The sequence below is a fragment of the Dactylosporangium sp. CS-047395 genome (genome assembly GCF_050942185.1).
Classification (GTDB): domain Bacteria; phylum Actinomycetota; class Actinomycetes; order Mycobacteriales; family Micromonosporaceae; genus Dactylosporangium.
Window position 1 is genome coordinate 9,220,144 of sequence record NZ_CP192015.1, and the last position, 16,238, is coordinate 9,236,381.

Genomic DNA, 16,238 nt, shown 5'->3' on the forward strand with positions numbered 1-16,238 from the left:
ATTGACCTCAACCGCGCTTGAGGTCGCACAGTCGTTGTTCATGAGAGCCGCCGCCTTCGCCGAGCCCGGTCCGCCCGACGTCCTCCGCCTCCACGACCTGCCCGAACCGCAAGCCGGACCGGGCCAGGTCCGGGTCCGCGTGAAAACCGCCGGCGTCCAGCCCTTCGACGCGGCCCTGCGCGGCGGCTGGGTCCCGCCGTACGCGGCCGTCACCCTTCCGCAGGCCCCCGGCAACGAGTTCGCCGGCGTCGTCGATCAGGGCACCGACACCGTGCCGGCCGGGACCGAGGTGCTCGGCTTCAGCGTCTTCAACGCCTACGCGGAGTTCATCGTCGTCCCCGAGGACCAGGTCACCCCGAAGCCTGACAGCGTGCCGTGGGAGGTGGCCGGCGGTTTCACGGCCGGCTGGCAGACCGCCCGCCTGGCCCTCTCCGCCCTGGGCGTCGGCCCGGGCGACACGGTGCTGATCAACGCCGCCGCCGGCGCGACGGGCACGGCGGGGGTCCAGCTCGCCCGCCTCATGGGCGCCACCGTCATCGGCACGGCGAGCGAGGCCAACCAGGACTACGTGTCCTCGTTGGGCGCCATTCCCGTCGTGTACGGTCCAGGCCTCACCGACCGCGCCCGCGCCCTCGCCCCTGACGGCTTCACCGCGTCCATCGACGGCGCGGGAGGCGACGGGCTTGAAACTTCACTCGAGCTCGTACCCGACCGCAAGCGGATCATCACCCTGGTCGCCCACGACCGCATCGAGGAACTGGGGCTGGCGAGCGTCCAGGGGCGGCGCAGCGCTGCGGCACTCGGGGAGCTGATCGCCCTTTATGCCGCGGGCCGCGTGCAGTGGCACGTCCGGCGGGTCTATCCGCTGGCCGAGGCGGCTGAGGCGCACCGGGAGATCGAGTCGCGGCATGGGCGCGGGAAGATCGTGCTGGCTGTGTCGTGATGGTGGCGCGATATGTCGGGCGCTGGCGCGCCGCGACATATCCCGATTTTTCGCCTGGCAGGGTATTTATTCGGACATATCGGCCGGAGCGGGCGCGCGGGCCACGTTTTCGCCGGTCAGGTTCAGTTGACCTTTGTCGTCGCGCTGCCACCGCCGGCCGCTCGCGTCGGTGAAGCGCAGCTCGACGTGCATGTCGGCCGAGGGGGCGAGCCGGATCGTGCCGTCGTCGTTGATGCGGTCCCGCTCCACGGGTCCATCGGTCGACTCCTGGTCGAAGCCGGCGTACACCTCGGGCTGCTCCCCCGGCGGCACGATCCGGACCCGCCTGATCGCCGTCCAGGCGGCGGGCGGGTCCCGGAACACGATCTCGACGTCGTAAACGGGCGCCTGGGCCGCGTTGCGCACCGCGGCCCCGACCACGCCCCGGGTGATGATCTTCTCGAAGGTCTCGCGCTCGCTGACCGCCCAGGCACACACGCGCTCGGCATCACGGCGGTCCTCAGCCATCTTGTACTGCGCGATCAGCGCACCCACCGCGACGCTCGCCTGGCGGGCGGCCTGCAGCGCGGTCCAGCCGACGTAGACGGCGGCACCGGCGACGAGGACGGCGAGGATCGCGGCGACGAGTAGCCCCACGATCGACAACGTACCTGCCGCTCGTCCACTTCGCCCTGGCTATTCGGACATTGCGCTTTTATCGCCTGACGACGGATAAATCCGATAAGTCGCGGCGCGGCAGCGCCCGACTTATCGTTTCGAGCACCGCACGCGAGCCGTGGACGTCCCGGTGCGCCGGCGCCCGACTTATCGCTCCCAGCACCGCACCGCGAGCCGTACACGTCCCGGTGCGCCGGCGCCCCACTTGTCGTGACTCAAGCGCGGCACGCCAGCGCCCGGCTTATCGTGACCCAGGCGCGGCACAATCGACGGCGTGAGCAATCTGGAAGGGCAGCCGGCCGAGGTGGAGCTGCCGGTCGAGACCGATGCCGCCCCCTGCGCCGAGCTGCTCGAGGGCCGCGACGTCCCACTCGGGCGGTACACCGTGGTGCGGCGGAGTCTGCCCAACAAGAGCCGGCGTACCGTCGGGGCCTGGTGTTTCCTCGACCACTTCGGGCCCGAGGACGTCACCGGCAAGCCCGGGATGCGCGTGCCGCCGCATCCGCACATCGGGCTGCAGACGGTCAGCTGGCTGCTCGGCGGCGAGGTCCGGCACCGCGACAGCCTCGGGTCCGACCAGGTCATCGTGCCGGGGCAGCTGAACATCATGACGTCCGGGCGCGGGATCTCGCACTCGGAGAACTCGCCGAGCGAGAAGCCGCCGATCCTGCACGGGCTGCAGCTGTGGGTCGCGCTGCCCGCTGAGGAGCGCGACCGGGCGGCCGCCTTCCAGCACATCGCCGACCTGCCCGAGCTGGACGACGGGGCGGCGCGGATCACGGTCGCGGTCGGGGAGCTGGAGGGCGCGCGCTCGCCCGCCACGGTCTACTCCGAGCTGCTCGGGGCCGACATCCGCCTGGCCGGGAGCACCGGGCTGCGGGTGCGACCCGACTTCGAGCACGCGGTCGTGGTGACCGAGGGCCGCGCCCGCGTCGAGGGGGTCGACGTCGCGCCGGGATCGCTCTTGTACCTCGGGGCCGGCCGCGATCGCATCGAGTTCGCGGCCGACGGTGCCGCGCGGCTGTTCCTGCTCGGCGGGGTGCCGTTCGAGGAGGAGCTCGTCATGTGGTGGAACTTCGTCGGGCGCTCGCACGAGGACATCGTGGCCGCCCGCGACGACTGGATGCGCGGGGCCGAGCGGTTCGGCACCGTGCCCGGCGGCGAGCAGCCGTTGCCCGCGCCCGGTCTGCCCACGACGCGCCTGATGCCGCGCCCCCGGCACCGGCGCCTCTAGCGAGAAAGGCGCCGGCACTGGGGGTACAAGAAAAGGGGGCCTAAAGCAGTTTCCACAAATGGTCGGCGGTGCCGTTGTCGGCGAACTGCACCACCTGGGCGCTGTTGGCCGTGGACATTCCGGAGACGCCCAGGACCTTGAGGCTGTGCTGGACCTGGATGCGCACCCAGCCGTCGCCGTTGTCGACGAGCCGCCACAGGTGGTCGGCGCTGCCGTTGTCCTCGAACTGCTGGACGAGCGCGCCGTCCGCGGTGGACATGTTCTGCACGGCGAGCAGTTTGCCGCTGTTCTGGTTCTGGATTTTGTACCATCCGCCGCCCGCGTCGATCAGGCGCCAGTTGTGGTCGGCCGTACCGTTGTCGTCGTACTGCACGACATTGGCGCTGTTCGCTGTGGACATGCCGGCGACGCCCAGCACCTTGAGGCTGTTCTTGTTCTGGATGCGCTTCCAGGCGATCGGCGCCGTCGTGCCCTCGACGCGCATCTCCAGAATGCCGCCGGAGAAGCCGGATTTGAGCTGGACGGCCACCCGCAGGGCGGACGTGGTCACCGCGTTGAACGTCACGCGGTTGAGGGTGTTCAGCGCGGTACCGTACGCCGACGCCCCGCTCACCGCCGTCCACTGCCCGCTCGCGTTGAGGTACTGGACCTGCCACGACTGCGGGACGCGGCACTGGCCGGCGCCGGTGTCGTCGAACCAGTACACGGCTACCGCGCCGGTGTTGATCGGCGTCGCGTAGGACAGCTGGGCCCACTCGGTCGTGCCGACGTGGTCCCACCAGGTCAGCCGCGGGATCGACTGGTCGCCGGAGCTGCTCGGCACCTTGCCGTCGTTGATCGCCCCGACGCTGTCGCCGCCCCAGCACCAGGAGGCGGAGGGCGTCGCCGGGATCGACCACTCGATCGCGTCGGAGCCGTCGCTGATGCGCGGGAACGTCGTGATGCGCACCCGCTGCGCGCCCATCGGCAGCAGCGTGACGGTCTCGTTGGGCTGGGTCGAACGCGCCGGGCTCTGCTGCAGCGTGCGGACCACACCCTCGGCGTCGGCCTGCCAGTTCGGGATTTTCCGGCCGGTCGCGGTCAGCGAGATCGGCGCGCCGTCACGGGTGAACGGGTTCGCGGCGAGCGGGCCGGACTTGCGCGTGACGGTCACCGCCGGATTGCCGGGATCGAGCAGAAGACCATAATTCCAAGCGCCGTCGGTGTACACCTCGTTCGTCGGCCACGCGTCGCTTCCCCCGATCCGCGACCACCGCTCGGGAATGGACAGCGAGAACGTGAGCGGGCCGTTGTCGACGCTGATCGCGTTGCCGTTCTTGGCCCACGTGCGCACGGTCGTGCGCATCGGCAGCGTGACGGTCACCTTGTCGCCGTTGTTGAACGTCTGGTCGACGATGACGAACGAGCCGGACTGCAGCGTGCCGGTGACGAGCGTGCCGTTCACGCGCACCTGCGCACCCTGCGACCAGCCCGGAATCCGCAGGTACAGCGGGAAGCTCACGGCACCCGGCGTGCTCAGCGTCAGCGTGACCGTGTCGCTGAACGGGTAGTCGGTGTCCTCGACGATCGTGACGGTGGTGCCGTTCGCGCCGACCTTCGCGGTCACCTGCGAGGCGCCGTACATCGCGGCGCACAGGCCGTTGTCCCACGTGCCGAACCAGAGCTCCTGCGCGTAGTACGGCCAGCCCATGCCGTAGTTGTGCGGGCAGCAGCGATAGTTGTGGATGCCCAGCATGTACGCGAGCATCGGGAAGCCGTTCTGGAACTGCCCCTGCGTGAGCGTACGGTCGGTCAGCCCGATGCTGTTCGCGCACGTGATGTAGTGGATGCCCTTCTGGCCCGGGTCGAGCGCGGCGGGCAGCGAGTTGAACGCGAGGTCCTCGCAGCGGTCCAGCCACACCGAGTCGCCGGTCATCCGGGCCAGCATCTGGTGGCTGTGCATGAACTCGACGATGCCGCAGGTCTCGAAGCCCTGGCGCGGATCGGTGTACCCGCTGCGGCAGTTCTCGTCGCCGGCGAACCCGCCGCCGGGGAAGTTGCCGTACAGCCCCATCACGGTGTTGTAGTCGTTGTACGTGGCCTGCGGGTACTTCGGGTCCAGGTCGAGCAGCCCGAACTGGGCCGGCTCCCGGAAGCCCTGCGCGAGGTTCACGTTGTGCCAGTTCGGGATGCCGTTGGTGTAGTCGGCCGACCCCGCGTGGATCTTCCGCACCAGGTCGAGCAGCCAGCTCTCCCCGATCCGGTTGTACAGCCAGTAGATGCTGTCGATGTTGTCGCCCCACCGCAGCGCGGCCCAGCTCCGGTTGAACACGGCGGCCGGCTGCGCGTTCTGGAACTGGAAGTACTTGCGCATGAACGGCACGACCCGGGCGTCCCCGCTGTACTCCGCGTAGGAGCGCAACGCGTCCAGCAGCGGCATGTGCGGCCAGAAGTCGGGCCCGTTCTCCAGGCTCGTCCGCAGCGCGTTGGGCCCGAAGAACCCGTCGGCCGCCTGGTTGGCGATGATGCCGTCGATCCACTGCTTGGCGAGCGCCAGGATGCGCGTGTTGCCGGTGACGTACCCGAGATCGCCGAAGCCGCGCAGCCAGTACGGCAGCTCCTCCCAGCCGCCCTTGGTCTTGTCGACCCAGCCGTTGCCGGCGTACACGAGGTAGTCCGAGACCTCGGTCATCCGCCCGCAGAGCCCGTCGGCCTCGATGTTGAGCTGGTTGCGGATCCACCCCCGCGGTTGCACGGCCCCCGGCGGCAGTTTCAGGAACGGGGTGGCCTTGAGCGGCGCGAGGTTGGGCGAGTACCGCCCGGTCCGCGCCCCGGCCGTAACCGTCTTGGCGGTCCGCACCGCCGCATCGGCCCGAGAAGCAACGGCGGTGCTGAGCGCGATCGCGCCGCCGGTGACGACGGCCCCTCGCGCGACGAAGGTCCTACGGTCCACGATCGGACTCCTTTGCTCCTGGCGGGGAACATCGATGCCCGATTATGCAAAGAAAAGGGGGTTCATGAAAGAACCCGTGCGCTTTTGTTTACTTCTCCTGCCCCACGTGTGCGTTCTTGATGCCGTCACCCGCGTCCGAGGCGGCCTCCTGGTCACCGGCCGCCCGGTACCACCGCACCGCCCCGGCGACGGCCAGCCCGGCCCCGACGGCAAGCGCAGCGGCCACGGCAACCCGCCCCCAGCCGGGCCCGGCGAGCGTCCCGTACCGGAACACGGCGGAGTCCCCGACCCCGATCATGACGGCAAGACAGGCCCCGGCAATCCCCACGACGATGTCGACACGTTTGAACACCAGCAGCACCCCGGCGGCCACGACCCCGACAGCGGTCACCAACGGCCAGAGCCGCGCCAGCAGCTGCACCCCGATTCCATCAGCCGGCGAAGCGGCCAGCGAAGCGGACTGCACGATCCAGACGCTGGCAACCCCACCTCCGACGACGGCCGCCACGGTGAGCGCGCCCCGCCACCGCCACAACAGCCCGACGACCACGGCCCCGAGCAGCCCCCCGACCCACCACCACCCGGTCTCGGGGGTCTGGGCCGCCTCGACGGTACCGCGCACAATCCCCGGTTCCCGCCCGTCCACCAGCAACGGCACACTCCACGCCCGAGCCGGCAGTTCCCGCGCCCGCTCGTCATGCCACCGCACCTCGGGCGTCCCGGCAACCCGATGCCACTCGGGCGGCGCCGCCGCGTTCCCCCCGTTGGCCACCCCGTTGATGGACCGACTGGCAAACCAGGTGGGCGACTGCCGATTCTCCTCAACCCCGCCCGGCCCGACCCGGAGAAACTCCTCCCCCTGCAGCCCGAGCACGATGACTTCCCGCTGCGACCGGTTGACGAGCTGCAGCCGGGCACCCCCTTCAACGGCCCGGACCTGAACGTTCTCAACGGAAACCGACTGCACCCGCACCACATAGTCGACAGCCACAGGCGCATCGGCCCCATGCGCTGCGGCCGGCCCGCCGTACAGCACCACGCCGATCAGCCCCACCCAGACCGCAACAAGCACGCGGCCCAGCGATCGCCCAACGGCCAAGCGGCGAACGGCAGTCATGCGGCGAGCGGCTTCATCTGGCTTCATCGAGCTTCGGCTTCATCGGCTTCATCGGGCTTTTCGGGGCTTCATCGGGCTTATCGGAGCTTCATCCGGCGCGGGAGGCGGCAATCGCGGCCACGAGATCGGCGCGGGCCCGGGCAACACGGGAGCGGATGGTGCCGACGGGCACGTCCTCGATCTCGGCCGCCTCCGCGTACGAGACGCCGAGCACCTGCGTCAGCACAAACGCCACCCGACGCTCGGCCGGCAACGCCGCAACAAGAGCGTTCGTAGCGTGCAGACCGGCGTGGTCGCCCTCGGCCAGCGAGGCAGGTTCCCCAACGACCCGCGCCTCGAGCCGCCGCGCCCGCACAGCCGCCCGCACCTGGTCGGCACACGCCCGCCGAGCAATGGCCAGCACCCACGTGCGAGCCGAGGACCGTCCGGCAAACTCGGGCAGCGCCCGAAACGCCCGCAGGTACGTATCCTGAGTTACGTCATCGGCATGCCCAACCCCAACCAGCGCCGCCACGAACCGCCAGACCTCCGCCTGCGTGGCCCGCACGAACGCCGCCGCAGCCCGCTCGTCACCGGTACGCGCGGCCAGCAACGCCTCGGTCGCCGGGTCCACCTCGCCGTTGGCCTCACCAGTCACGCAGCGAGCCTATCGCCCCACTCTGGAAAACCTCCTCCCGCCTCACCAGCCCTTCCACCGCCGCAAAATCACCACCCAGCGACGGCCGCGAACCGCCCCCGGCGGCGGCTGCGATCACCGGCTCGGCGGCGGGCGCGGCCGGTGAGCTCGGTGCCCGACAGCCACCGATCCTCGCCACGCCTGCGCCCGCAGCAACACGCGGCCAACCGCCACCGGCGTCCCCACGGCAGCGCGACACGGCCAACGTTTCGGAGGAGTCGCCCGGCTCTCCGCGATGGGGTGGCCACCATGACGACGCCGCTGCGGCTGACCGGGGCGTTTCAGCTCGCCGCGGTCGCTGCGATCGGCGGGACGGCGGTTGCGTTCCAGCGAGCTGAGGCAGGTCCGCAGGCGAGTCAGGAGTTCGCGTCGTTTGACGGCCTCCACCCAGCGCAGTTTCTCCGCATGGCGCTGGGCAAGTCCCCAGTCGCGGTGTCGCTTGTGTTCTTTCCGGAACGCTTCGTTGACCGGAGAGTAGTTTCTGCGTTTGGTCGGGTCTCGCATCGCTGTCAATTCGGCTCGGCCGAACAATGACATCTGCCGCACCTGATGATTATCCCACCGGCTCCCGATTCAGGCCTAATCCAGGAACCCGAGAATGGCACATGGCGCAATTCGTGGGTGAAAGCGACGGCCGGACCGATGGGCACCACATATGTGCCCTCGGCCGATGGTTCCGGGCCGCCTGCGGCGACCCGACAGGGTTAGCGTGGTCCCGGCCCGCCTGTGGTCACCGTTCGGTGGTCCAGGCCGTCGGGGACTGCCGGGCCCGCAGTGGTCGACGTTCGGTGGTCCAGGAGGAATTTGGGAAAAAGGAAATTCAGAAAGAGGAAAAAGGCCGAAAGAATCACGGAGAAAGAACAAGAAAACAACCCGAATCAGAACCGGGACCACCGAATGATGACCACGACGAACCCGGCAGTCCCCAACGGTCCGTACCACCAACCGTAAGCAAAGTCGAACCGGGACCACGCCAACCCTGTGGGCCGCCGACAGGCGGCCCGAACCATCGGCCGAGCGCACATATGCGGTGCCCATCGGTCCGGAGCAGGGTCCTTCCCCGCCCACCGAAAACCGACAGCCCGAAGACCGACAACCCGACCATCACCGCCGCGCCCACCCAGCCACGACCTCAGCCGTAGCCGCCTCCCGGTCCAGCAGAGCCAACCGCTCAGCCTGCCGAGCCTCCAACCCCCGCCGCCGCGCCTCGGCGAAGGAGGCGCGATCCGCCGCCCGCCGCGAACAGCGAAGCCGCCGCGCGGCCAGCATCGCCTCCAGCCGGTCGCGCCATTCCGCCAGGTCCACCGCTGCCAGCATCTCACTCATGCGGACAGATTAGAACAAGGGTACGACAGGAATCGGCGCCAAGATCAAGAGCGGCGGGACCTGAAGAAGGCGAAGCCGCCGCCCGCCACGACCAGCGCGCCCAAGGTGATCCACAGCGGGGTCAGGCTGCCGCCGGAGGAGGAGGGAGCAGCAGCGGGGGCCGAGGCCTGGGTGGCTGGGATCAGGCAGGCGACCTCCGTCGGCTGGGCCGTGGCCGCGGGGTCGGCGACCTGGATCAGCGCCTGGCAGTGGCCGTTGACCGGGGTGCCGAGGTCGATCGCGACCCGCCACGAGCCCGGGTCCAGGGTGCCGCTGTAGGTCTGGGTGCCGCGCTCGTCGCCGGTCTGGTGCAGCACCGCCGGCGGCAGGGAGCCGGCGGTCATGGTCACCGTGGTCGGCTCGTTGATCGGGTGCCCGTCCTGCCACTGGGCGGTGATCCAGACGGAGCCGTGGCCGTCGGAGTGGATGGTGACGGACGCGCCGCCGTGGGCCTGTGCCGGAGTGGCGATCAGCAGCAGGAGCACGACGGCGGCGAACGCCGTTGCGATGCGCGCCATCACGGTTGGAACCCTATGACACGCCGTACCGGCGAAGGCTCATGGCATGTTGGGGATCACTTCGGGGCGGTCGTCGCGCACGTAGACGATCATGTCGCCGGTCTGGATGGCGGTGCCCTCGGGGTCGGCCAGGGAGAGCACCTTGCCGCGCCGGAAGAGGGCGATGACGAGCTCCTTGAGCTCGCGCGGGGCCGTGCCGACCTCGTCGCGCCGGGCCGAGCGCATGGCCAGGGCCATCCCCTGGCCGGGCGTCAGCAGGTCCTCGACCACCTCGATGAGCGGCGGGGCGGTCGTCGACAGGCCGAGCAGGCGGCCGGCGGTCGCGGAGGACACGATGACGTGGTGGGCGCCGGACTGGCGCAGCAGCGGCGCGTTCTCGGCCTCGCGGACGGCCGCGATGATCGAGACCTTGCCGGCCGTGAGCTGCCGGACGGTCAGCGTGACGAGCACCGAGGCGTCGTCGCTGTCGGTGGCGATGATGACGGCCTTGCACTCCTGCACACGGGCCTCGACCAGGATCGCCGAGCGCGTCGCGGAGCCCTCGATCGCCACCAGCCCGTCGGCCGTGGCCTGGCGCAGCGCGGCGCGGTCGCTCTCGACCACCACCACGCTGGTCTTGTCGTAGCCGTTCTCCAGCAGCGTGCTGACGGCCGCGCGGCCCTTGGTGCCGTAGCCGCACACGATGACGTGGTTCTTCACGCGCTTCCTCCACCGCTGCAACCTGAGGTTCGTGCGGTACTGATCGGTCAGGACTTCGAGGGTGGTGCCGACCAAGATGATCAGGAACAGCACGCGGGCCGGGGTGATGATCAGGATGTTGACGAGACGGGCGGACTGGGAGACGGGCGTGACGTCACCGTAGCCCGTGGTCGACAGCGTCACGACGGCGTAGTAGAAGCAGTCCAGCAGCGACAGGCCGTCCTCGTTGACGTCCCGGTAGCCGCGCCGGTCGATGAAGATGACCAGAACGATCGCGCAGACCAGGCCGACGGCGAGGCCGAGACGGGCACTGATCGCTCGCAACGGACCGCGTCGTACAGCCGGAAGGTGGATCACGAAATCCACCATAAGGGTCGGGTGTGACAGTTTGGCTCGTGGGTAGTGGCCCGCATTCCGGCGACGGGAGGCGCGTCATGTCCGAACACGGTCCACGGGTGGGGGTTCTCGGCTCCTACGGCGGGTACAACCTCGGCGACGAGGCGATCCTGGCCAGTCTCCTCTCCGACCTGCGGGCCAGACGCCCGGACGCGGAGGTCCTCGTCTTCTCGCGGGACCCCGACCACACGGCCAAGGAGCATCCCGGCGTCGCGGTGGCGCCGTGGGAGGGCGTCGGACGCGACCGCACCGCCGAGGCGCTCGCCCGGCTGGACCTGCTCGTCCTGGGCGGCGGCGGCATCCTGTACGACACCGAGGCCCGCCGCTACCTGCGCGTCGTGCGCACCGCGCAGGAGCAGCGGGTGCCCGTGTTCACCTACGCGATCGGCGCCGGCCCGCTCACCGAGGAGCTCGACTGCCGGATGGCCCGCGAGGTCCTCGGCGCGGCCACCGAGCTGACGGTGCGCGACGAGGAGTCGAAGGTCGCGCTGGAGGAGGCGGGCGTGACCGCGCCGGTCACCGTGACCGCGGACCCCGCGCTGCTGCTGCAACCGGAGGAGTTCGATCCCGCGGTACTGCACGACTCGCTCCCCACTGGCCGCCGCATCGTCGGCATGAGCGTGCGGGAGCCGGGCCGCGCCGCGCAGCACCTCGCCGCCGACGAGTACCACCACCTGCTCGCCCAGGTCGGCGACTTCATCGTGCACCGGCTCGACGCGTCGCTGGTCTTCGTGCCGATGGAGCGCTCCGACATAAGGCACTCGCACGCCGTACTGTCGCGGATGACGGCGGCCGAGCACTGCCGGGTCCTCAACGGGCAGTATCGCCCCGGGCAGATCCTCGACCTGATGCGCCATCTGGACCTCGCGGTCGGGATGCGGCTGCACTTCCTCATCTTCGCGGCCCTGGCGGGGGTACCGCTGCTCGCCCTGCCGTACGCCGGCAAGGTTTTCGACTTTGCGCAACGCATCGGTGCGCCCGTTCCGCGCGGGGTCGTCCGGGAGGCGGCCGGGCCGCTCATCGCGCAGGTCGACCGCCTGTGGGACGAGCGCCCGCAGCGGCAGGAGGAGGTCGCCGCACGGGTCGCCGGCCTGCGCCAGCGCGCGACGGAGACCGGCCGGCGGCTGGGTGCGCAGCTCGATCGGCTCGCCCCGCTGACGGAGCGGGAGCCGGTGGTGAGCGCATGATGAACGCCCTCGAGCAACCGCACGGGATGCCGTCGGTACAGCTCCCGCCCCGCTCGGCCACGCACGCCGGACGGGCCGAGGTGCTGGTCGTCGGGGGTGGACCGGCCGGCATCGGGGCGGCGACGGGCGCGGCCGCGGCGGGTGCCGACGTGGTCCTCGTCGAGCGCTACGGGTTCCTCGGCGGCAACGCGACGGCCGCCCTGGTCATGCCGCTGATGAGCTTCCACAACGAGATGAAGCAGGCGGTCGGCGGCGACGACAACCGGCTGCTGCCGACCGATCACGGCGAGGGCGAGCCGGTCGTCGCCGGCGTGCTGTGGACGCTGCTCGACCACCTGGTCCGGGCCGGCGGCGCCACGCCACCGGCGCCGAGCACCGGCTACACGGTGCCCTTCGATCCGGAGCTGTTCAAGCTCGTCACCTACGACATGCTGGCCGGCTGCGGCGTCCGGCTCCTGCTGCACGCCTTCGCCTCCGACCTCATGCCGCTGCCCGACGGCGGTTCCCGCGTGGTGTTCGAGACGAAGTCGGGTCCGGTCGTGCTCGACGCGGACGTGGTCGTCGACTGTACGGGCGACGGCGACCTCGCCGCCGCGACCGGCGCGCCCTACGAGATCGGCCGCCCCGACGACGGCCTGACCCAGCCGATGACGCTGATGTTCCGCATCGGCAACATGGACCGCGCCGGATTCCTGGAGTACGCCCACGAGCACCCCGACCAGTGGAAGGGCGTGCACGGCCTGTGGGACCTGATCCGCCAGGCGCGCGACGCCGGCGAGCTCGACCTGCCGCGCGAGGACATCCTGTTCTTCGCGACCCCCCACCCCGACGAGGTCTCGGTCAACTCGACCCGGGTCGGCGGCCTGGGCATCAGCGTGTGGGACCTGACCCGCGCCGAGCTGACCACCCACCACCAGCTGGCGCAGATCGCGCGGTTCCTGCACGAGCGGGTGCCGGGCTTCGAGCACTCGTACGTCATGCAGAGCGGCGTCCAGGTCGGCGTCCGCGAGACCCGCCGCGTGCTGGGCGACTACCAGCTCACCGGCGAGGACGTGCTGAGCGCCCGCTCCTTCGACGACGTGATCGCCCGCGGCGCGTACCCGGTGGACATCCACAACCCCAACGGCCCGGGCACGATCCTGCGCCGCCTGCCGCAGGGCTGCTCCTACGACATCCCCCTGCGCACGCTCCTCCCCCGCGACACCGACGGCCTGCTGGTGGCCGGCCGCTGCATCTCCGGCGACCACGTGGCCCACAGCTCGTACCGCATCATGCCCATCTCGATGGCCACCGGCCAGGCCGCCGGCGTGTGCGCGGCCCTCGCCGCCCACGCGGGCAAGCCGCCCCGCGAGATCCCGGCCTCGCAGGTCCAGCGGGTCCTGCGCGCCCAGGGTGCCAGCCTCCCGACCTGACCGCCCGGCGCCGAGGCATGGCACGCTGACAGCCGTGCTGGTACATCCGTGGGACGCGCCCATCGACGAGTCCGAGTGGCGGCAGTGGCTCGCCGGGCACGACTTCGGGCAGCTGATCGCCCCCGGCCGCGGGCGGGACCTGCCGGTCGTGGTGCCGACCCATTTCTCGTACGACGGGGCGGAGACCGTCTGGCTGCACCTGGCGCGACCGAATCCGGTGTGGGCCGCGCTCGACGAGCATCCGCGGGCGCTGCTGACGCTGATCGGCGAGTACGTCTACGTGCCGTCGGACTGGAACGCCAAGCCGGGCACCGACCCGCTCGACGGCGTGCCGACCTCGTACTACGCGGCCGTGCAACTGTCGTGCGACGTGCGCGTGATCGACGACCCGGCCGGGAAGGCGGCGATCCTGCACCGGCAGCTCGCGCAGTTCCAGCCGGCGACCGAGCGCTCGCCCGTGCTGCCGACCGATCGCAACCTGCCCGGCATCCGCGGCATCGAGCTGACGATCACCGCGGTGGCGGGCAAGTTCAAATACGGCGGCAACCGTACCGCCGAGCACCGCCACGACCTCGCCGAGCACCTGGCCGAGCGGGCCGGGCCGATGGACGCCGGGGCCCGCGCGCACCTGCTGCGCCGGCTCGGCTCCTGAGACCCGAACGGGTTGTTCGCGCAACGGGGCTGTGCTTACGGTCGCGATGCGTCAGGATCGATGGGTGGCGACGACCGTCTCTGAACGTACCGCTGTGCGCCGGCCGGTTTCGAGCCCGCGGCGGGATCTGATCGTGGCGCTGGCGTCGGTCTGGCTGGCCGGCGGGCTGTTCATGGACGGGTGGGCGCACACCCACGTGCCGTCGCTCGAGACGTTCTTCACGCCCTGGCACGGGGTCCTGTACAGCGGATACGCCGCCCTGGCGATCAGCCTCGTGCCGGCCCGGCTGTGGCGCGGCCGGCCCGAGGGGCCGATCCAGACCTGGGTGCCGGCCGGCTACGGGCTGGGCCTGCTCGGCGCGGTGCTCTTCGCCGTCGGCGGCGCGCTCGACATGACCTGGCACATCACGTTCGGGATCGAGGTCGACCTCGAGGCGCTGCTCAGCCCGCCGCACCTGCTGCTGCTCACCGCCGGGTCGCTGATGATCGCCACGCCCGTCCGCGCCGCGGCCGCCAAGCTCCCCGGCGGAGCCGCGCCGATGCGGCACGACGTGCCGGTGCTCATCAGCGCCGTCAGCGGCACCGCCGTCGCGGCGTTCTTCCTCGACTACCTCTCGCCGTTCACCGACGCGCCCGCCGCCGACAGCGGGTACGGCAACGGGCAGGCGTTCGGGCTGGCGCAGTACCTGACGTACTCGGTGCTGGTGATCGTCGCGGTGCTCTTCGTCTGGAGCCGCCTGGGGCGGGTGCCGTTCGGGCTGATCACGCTCGTGGTCGCCGCGGCCTCGGTGCCCAACGGCGTGTTCGACGACTTCGAGAACCTCTCGGCGCAGCTCTGGCCGCTGCTCGGAGCGGTGATCGCCGACATCGCGGTGCAGGGCGTGGCCGCGCGGCGGGCCGACCTGGTGCCGCTCGCGATCGGAGCCGTGATCCCGCTGCTGGTGTGGACCACGCACCTCGTCGGCGTGCAGCTCTCCCTCGGCGTGGCCTGGTCGCTCGAGCTCTGGAGCGGGGTCGTGGTGCTGACCGCGCTCGCCGGTTCGGTGCTCGGCGGCCTGTTCCTGACGAAAAAGCCCGGTTAAAGTCGCTCGGGTGCAGGACCTGTTGCCGGACCGGGTGGCCGTCGAGGTCGCCGGCGAGGCCGACTACACGGCCGAGCTGCTTCCCGCCGAGGCCGCCGGGCTCAGTCCCCGGGCCGTGGAGAGCCGCCGCCGCGAGTTCACCGCCGGCCGTAGCTGTGCCCGGCGGGCCCTGGCCCGGCTCGGCGTGCACGGCCGTCCCCTGGTGCCGTCGGAGAGCCGGGCGCCGCTCTGGCCCGACGGCACGACCGGCAGCATCACCCACACCGGCGGCTACTGCGCCGCCGCGGTCGCGCTCCGCTCGGACGTGCGCGCGATCGGGATCGACGCCGAACGTCGCACCGTCCTGCCCGCGAACGTCCGCGGCGCGATCTGCCTGCCGGAGGAGCTCGCCTGGTGCGACCGCCGCGGCGACGAGGACTGGTGGCCGGCGGTGCACTTCTCGGCCAAGGAAGTGGTCTACAAGCTCTGGTCGCCGCTCGTCGGGACCTGGCTCGACTTTCTCGACGCCCGGCTGACGATCGACGTCGAGACGGGGTCGTTCGAGGCGGAGATCCTCCCGGAGAAGCTGCGGAAGTCGCCCGGGGCGCCGAGCCACTTCCGGGGCCGCTTCGATGCCAGCCCCGACCTGGTCAGAAGCGCCGGAGTCGTCACCGCGTGAACACCCTGGACCAGGCGCTGGGCGAGCCCGGGCTGCGGCCGTTGCCGGAGACCGCGGCCGCTTCGATGCCAGCCCCGACCTCGTGAGAAGCGCCGGAGTCGTCACCGCGTGAACACCCTGGACCAGGCGCTGGGCGAGCCCGGGCTGCGGCCGTTGCCGGAGACCGCGGCCGCGCTGCTACGCCGGGTCGGGGCGCCGCCGCGGCTCGGTGCCCATCTGCGGGCCGTGCACGATGTCGCCGTACAGGTCGTCGACTGGGTCGGCAACGAGGTCGGCATGGAGTTCGGCATTGATCGCGACGCCGTGCTGTTCGGCGCGGCCACCCACGACTTCGGGAAGGTGCGGTTCCCCGCCGAGCTGTCCGGGCCCGGTGCAGAGCACGAGCCGGCCGGGCAGGAGCTGCTCGTCGCGCTCGGGGTCGAGCCCCGGCTCGCCCGGTTCGCCGCGGTCCACGGGCGGTGGGACCGGGACGGCGCCACGCTCGAGGAGCTGCTCGTGACGCTGGCCGACAAGATCTGGAAGGGCCGGCGTGAGCACGGCCTCGAGGAGCAGGTCGCGCAGGTCATCGCCGCCGAACGGGGCGAGCCGGTCTGGTCCGTCTTCATGCGCCTCGACGACGAGCTCACCCGGATCGCCGAGGGAGCCGACGCCCGGCTGGCGTTCCAGAACCGCTTCATGATCTAGAACATCCGTTCTAACCATGCGCACACC

General features: G+C 71.0%; 16 protein-coding genes. 9 read left to right on the forward strand and 7 right to left on the reverse strand.

Going from position 1 to position 16,238, the window contains the following annotated elements; all coding sequences use genetic code 11:
- Positions 1-40 precede the first annotated feature (40 nt).
- Positions 41-943: an NADP-dependent oxidoreductase gene (locus ACQP00_RS43090; RefSeq protein ID WP_433208337.1), complete on the forward strand. Its 903-nt coding sequence runs from the start codon at positions 41-43 to the stop codon at positions 941-943.
- A gap of 66 nt (positions 944-1,009) precedes the next feature.
- Here ACQP00_RS43090 and ACQP00_RS43095 read toward each other — a convergent pair whose 3' ends face one another.
- On the reverse strand, positions 1,010-1,579 hold the full coding sequence (locus ACQP00_RS43095) for a hypothetical protein (RefSeq protein WP_433208340.1): 570 nt from the start codon (positions 1,577-1,579) through the stop codon (positions 1,010-1,012).
- Positions 1,580-1,874: 295 nt separating this feature from the next.
- Between ACQP00_RS43095 and ACQP00_RS43100 the strand changes: the two genes are divergently transcribed.
- Positions 1,875-2,834: a pirin family protein gene (locus ACQP00_RS43100; RefSeq protein ID WP_433208343.1), complete on the forward strand. Its 960-nt coding sequence runs from the start codon at positions 1,875-1,877 to the stop codon at positions 2,832-2,834.
- Positions 2,835-2,874: 40 nt separating this feature from the next.
- Here ACQP00_RS43100 and ACQP00_RS43105 read toward each other — a convergent pair whose 3' ends face one another.
- The 3 genes from ACQP00_RS43105 to ACQP00_RS43115 all read right to left on the reverse strand — a co-directional run bounded on the left by ACQP00_RS43105 (position 2,875) and on the right by ACQP00_RS43115 (position 7,520).
- A complete protein-coding gene (locus tag ACQP00_RS43105) occupies positions 2,875-5,766 on the reverse strand; it encodes an RICIN domain-containing protein (protein ID WP_433208346.1) in 2,892 nt (963 codons plus the stop codon).
- Positions 5,767-5,854: 88 nt separating this feature from the next.
- Entirely contained in the window at positions 5,855-6,757 is a 903-nt protein-coding gene (locus ACQP00_RS43110; protein WP_433208349.1) for a hypothetical protein, read from the reverse strand.
- Positions 6,758-6,971: 214 nt separating this feature from the next.
- Entirely contained in the window at positions 6,972-7,520 is a 549-nt protein-coding gene (locus ACQP00_RS43115) for a sigma-70 family RNA polymerase sigma factor (protein WP_433208352.1), read from the reverse strand.
- Positions 7,521-7,808: 288 nt separating this feature from the next.
- On the opposite strand from ACQP00_RS43115, the gene ACQP00_RS43120 reads away from it, so the two are divergent.
- Positions 7,809-8,093 carry a hypothetical protein gene (locus ACQP00_RS43120; protein ID WP_433208354.1) on the forward strand — a complete coding sequence of 95 codons (285 nt, stop codon included), beginning with the start codon at positions 7,809-7,811 and terminating at the stop codon, positions 8,091-8,093.
- Between the two features lie 570 nt (positions 8,094-8,663).
- Here ACQP00_RS43120 and ACQP00_RS43125 read toward each other — a convergent pair.
- The 3 genes from ACQP00_RS43125 to ACQP00_RS43135 are packed head-to-tail and all read right to left on the reverse strand — an operon-like array spanning position 8,664 to position 10,498.
- Positions 8,664-8,885 (reverse strand): hypothetical protein, encoded by a 222-nt coding sequence (locus tag ACQP00_RS43125; RefSeq protein ID WP_433208357.1) that lies wholly within the window; start codon positions 8,883-8,885, stop codon positions 8,664-8,666.
- Positions 8,886-8,929: 44 nt separating this feature from the next.
- On the reverse strand, positions 8,930-9,445 hold the full coding sequence (locus tag ACQP00_RS43130) for a hypothetical protein (RefSeq protein ID WP_433208360.1): 516 nt from the start codon (positions 9,443-9,445) through the stop codon (positions 8,930-8,932).
- Positions 9,446-9,481: 36 nt separating this feature from the next.
- The gene (locus ACQP00_RS43135) at positions 9,482-10,498 is read right to left on the reverse strand and encodes a potassium channel family protein (protein ID WP_433208363.1); all 1,017 of its coding nucleotides are present in this window, start codon (positions 10,496-10,498) and stop codon (positions 9,482-9,484) included.
- Positions 10,499-10,575: 77 nt separating this feature from the next.
- Here ACQP00_RS43135 and ACQP00_RS43140 point away from each other — a divergent pair, with 77 nt between their 5' ends.
- The 6 genes from ACQP00_RS43140 (at position 10,576) to ACQP00_RS43165 (ending at position 16,211) form a co-directional block, all read left to right on the forward strand.
- Positions 10,576-11,724, forward strand: a complete 1,149-nt coding sequence (locus tag ACQP00_RS43140) for a polysaccharide pyruvyl transferase family protein (protein WP_433208366.1) — start codon at positions 10,576-10,578, stop codon at positions 11,722-11,724.
- On the forward strand, positions 11,721-13,136 hold the full coding sequence (locus ACQP00_RS43145; RefSeq protein ID WP_433208369.1) for an FAD-dependent oxidoreductase: 1,416 nt from the start codon (positions 11,721-11,723) through the stop codon (positions 13,134-13,136). The genes ACQP00_RS43140 and ACQP00_RS43145 overlap by 4 nt, the downstream gene beginning before the upstream one ends.
- Before the next feature lie 34 nt (positions 13,137-13,170).
- Entirely contained in the window at positions 13,171-13,788 is a 618-nt protein-coding gene (locus ACQP00_RS43150) for an FMN-binding negative transcriptional regulator (protein WP_433208372.1), read from the forward strand.
- Positions 13,789-13,852: 64 nt separating this feature from the next.
- The gene (locus tag ACQP00_RS43155) at positions 13,853-14,869 is read left to right on the forward strand and encodes a hypothetical protein (protein ID WP_433208375.1); all 1,017 of its coding nucleotides are present in this window, start codon (positions 13,853-13,855) and stop codon (positions 14,867-14,869) included.
- Positions 14,870-14,879: 10 nt separating this feature from the next.
- Positions 14,880-15,527 carry a 4'-phosphopantetheinyl transferase family protein gene (locus ACQP00_RS43160; RefSeq protein ID WP_433208378.1) on the forward strand — a complete coding sequence of 216 codons (648 nt, stop codon included), beginning with the start codon at positions 14,880-14,882 and terminating at the stop codon, positions 15,525-15,527.
- A 108-nt stretch (positions 15,528-15,635) separates the two neighbouring features.
- The gene (locus tag ACQP00_RS43165) at positions 15,636-16,211 is read left to right on the forward strand and encodes an HD domain-containing protein (protein ID WP_433208381.1); all 576 of its coding nucleotides are present in this window, start codon (positions 15,636-15,638) and stop codon (positions 16,209-16,211) included.
- The last annotated feature ends 27 nt before the right edge of the window (positions 16,212-16,238 follow it).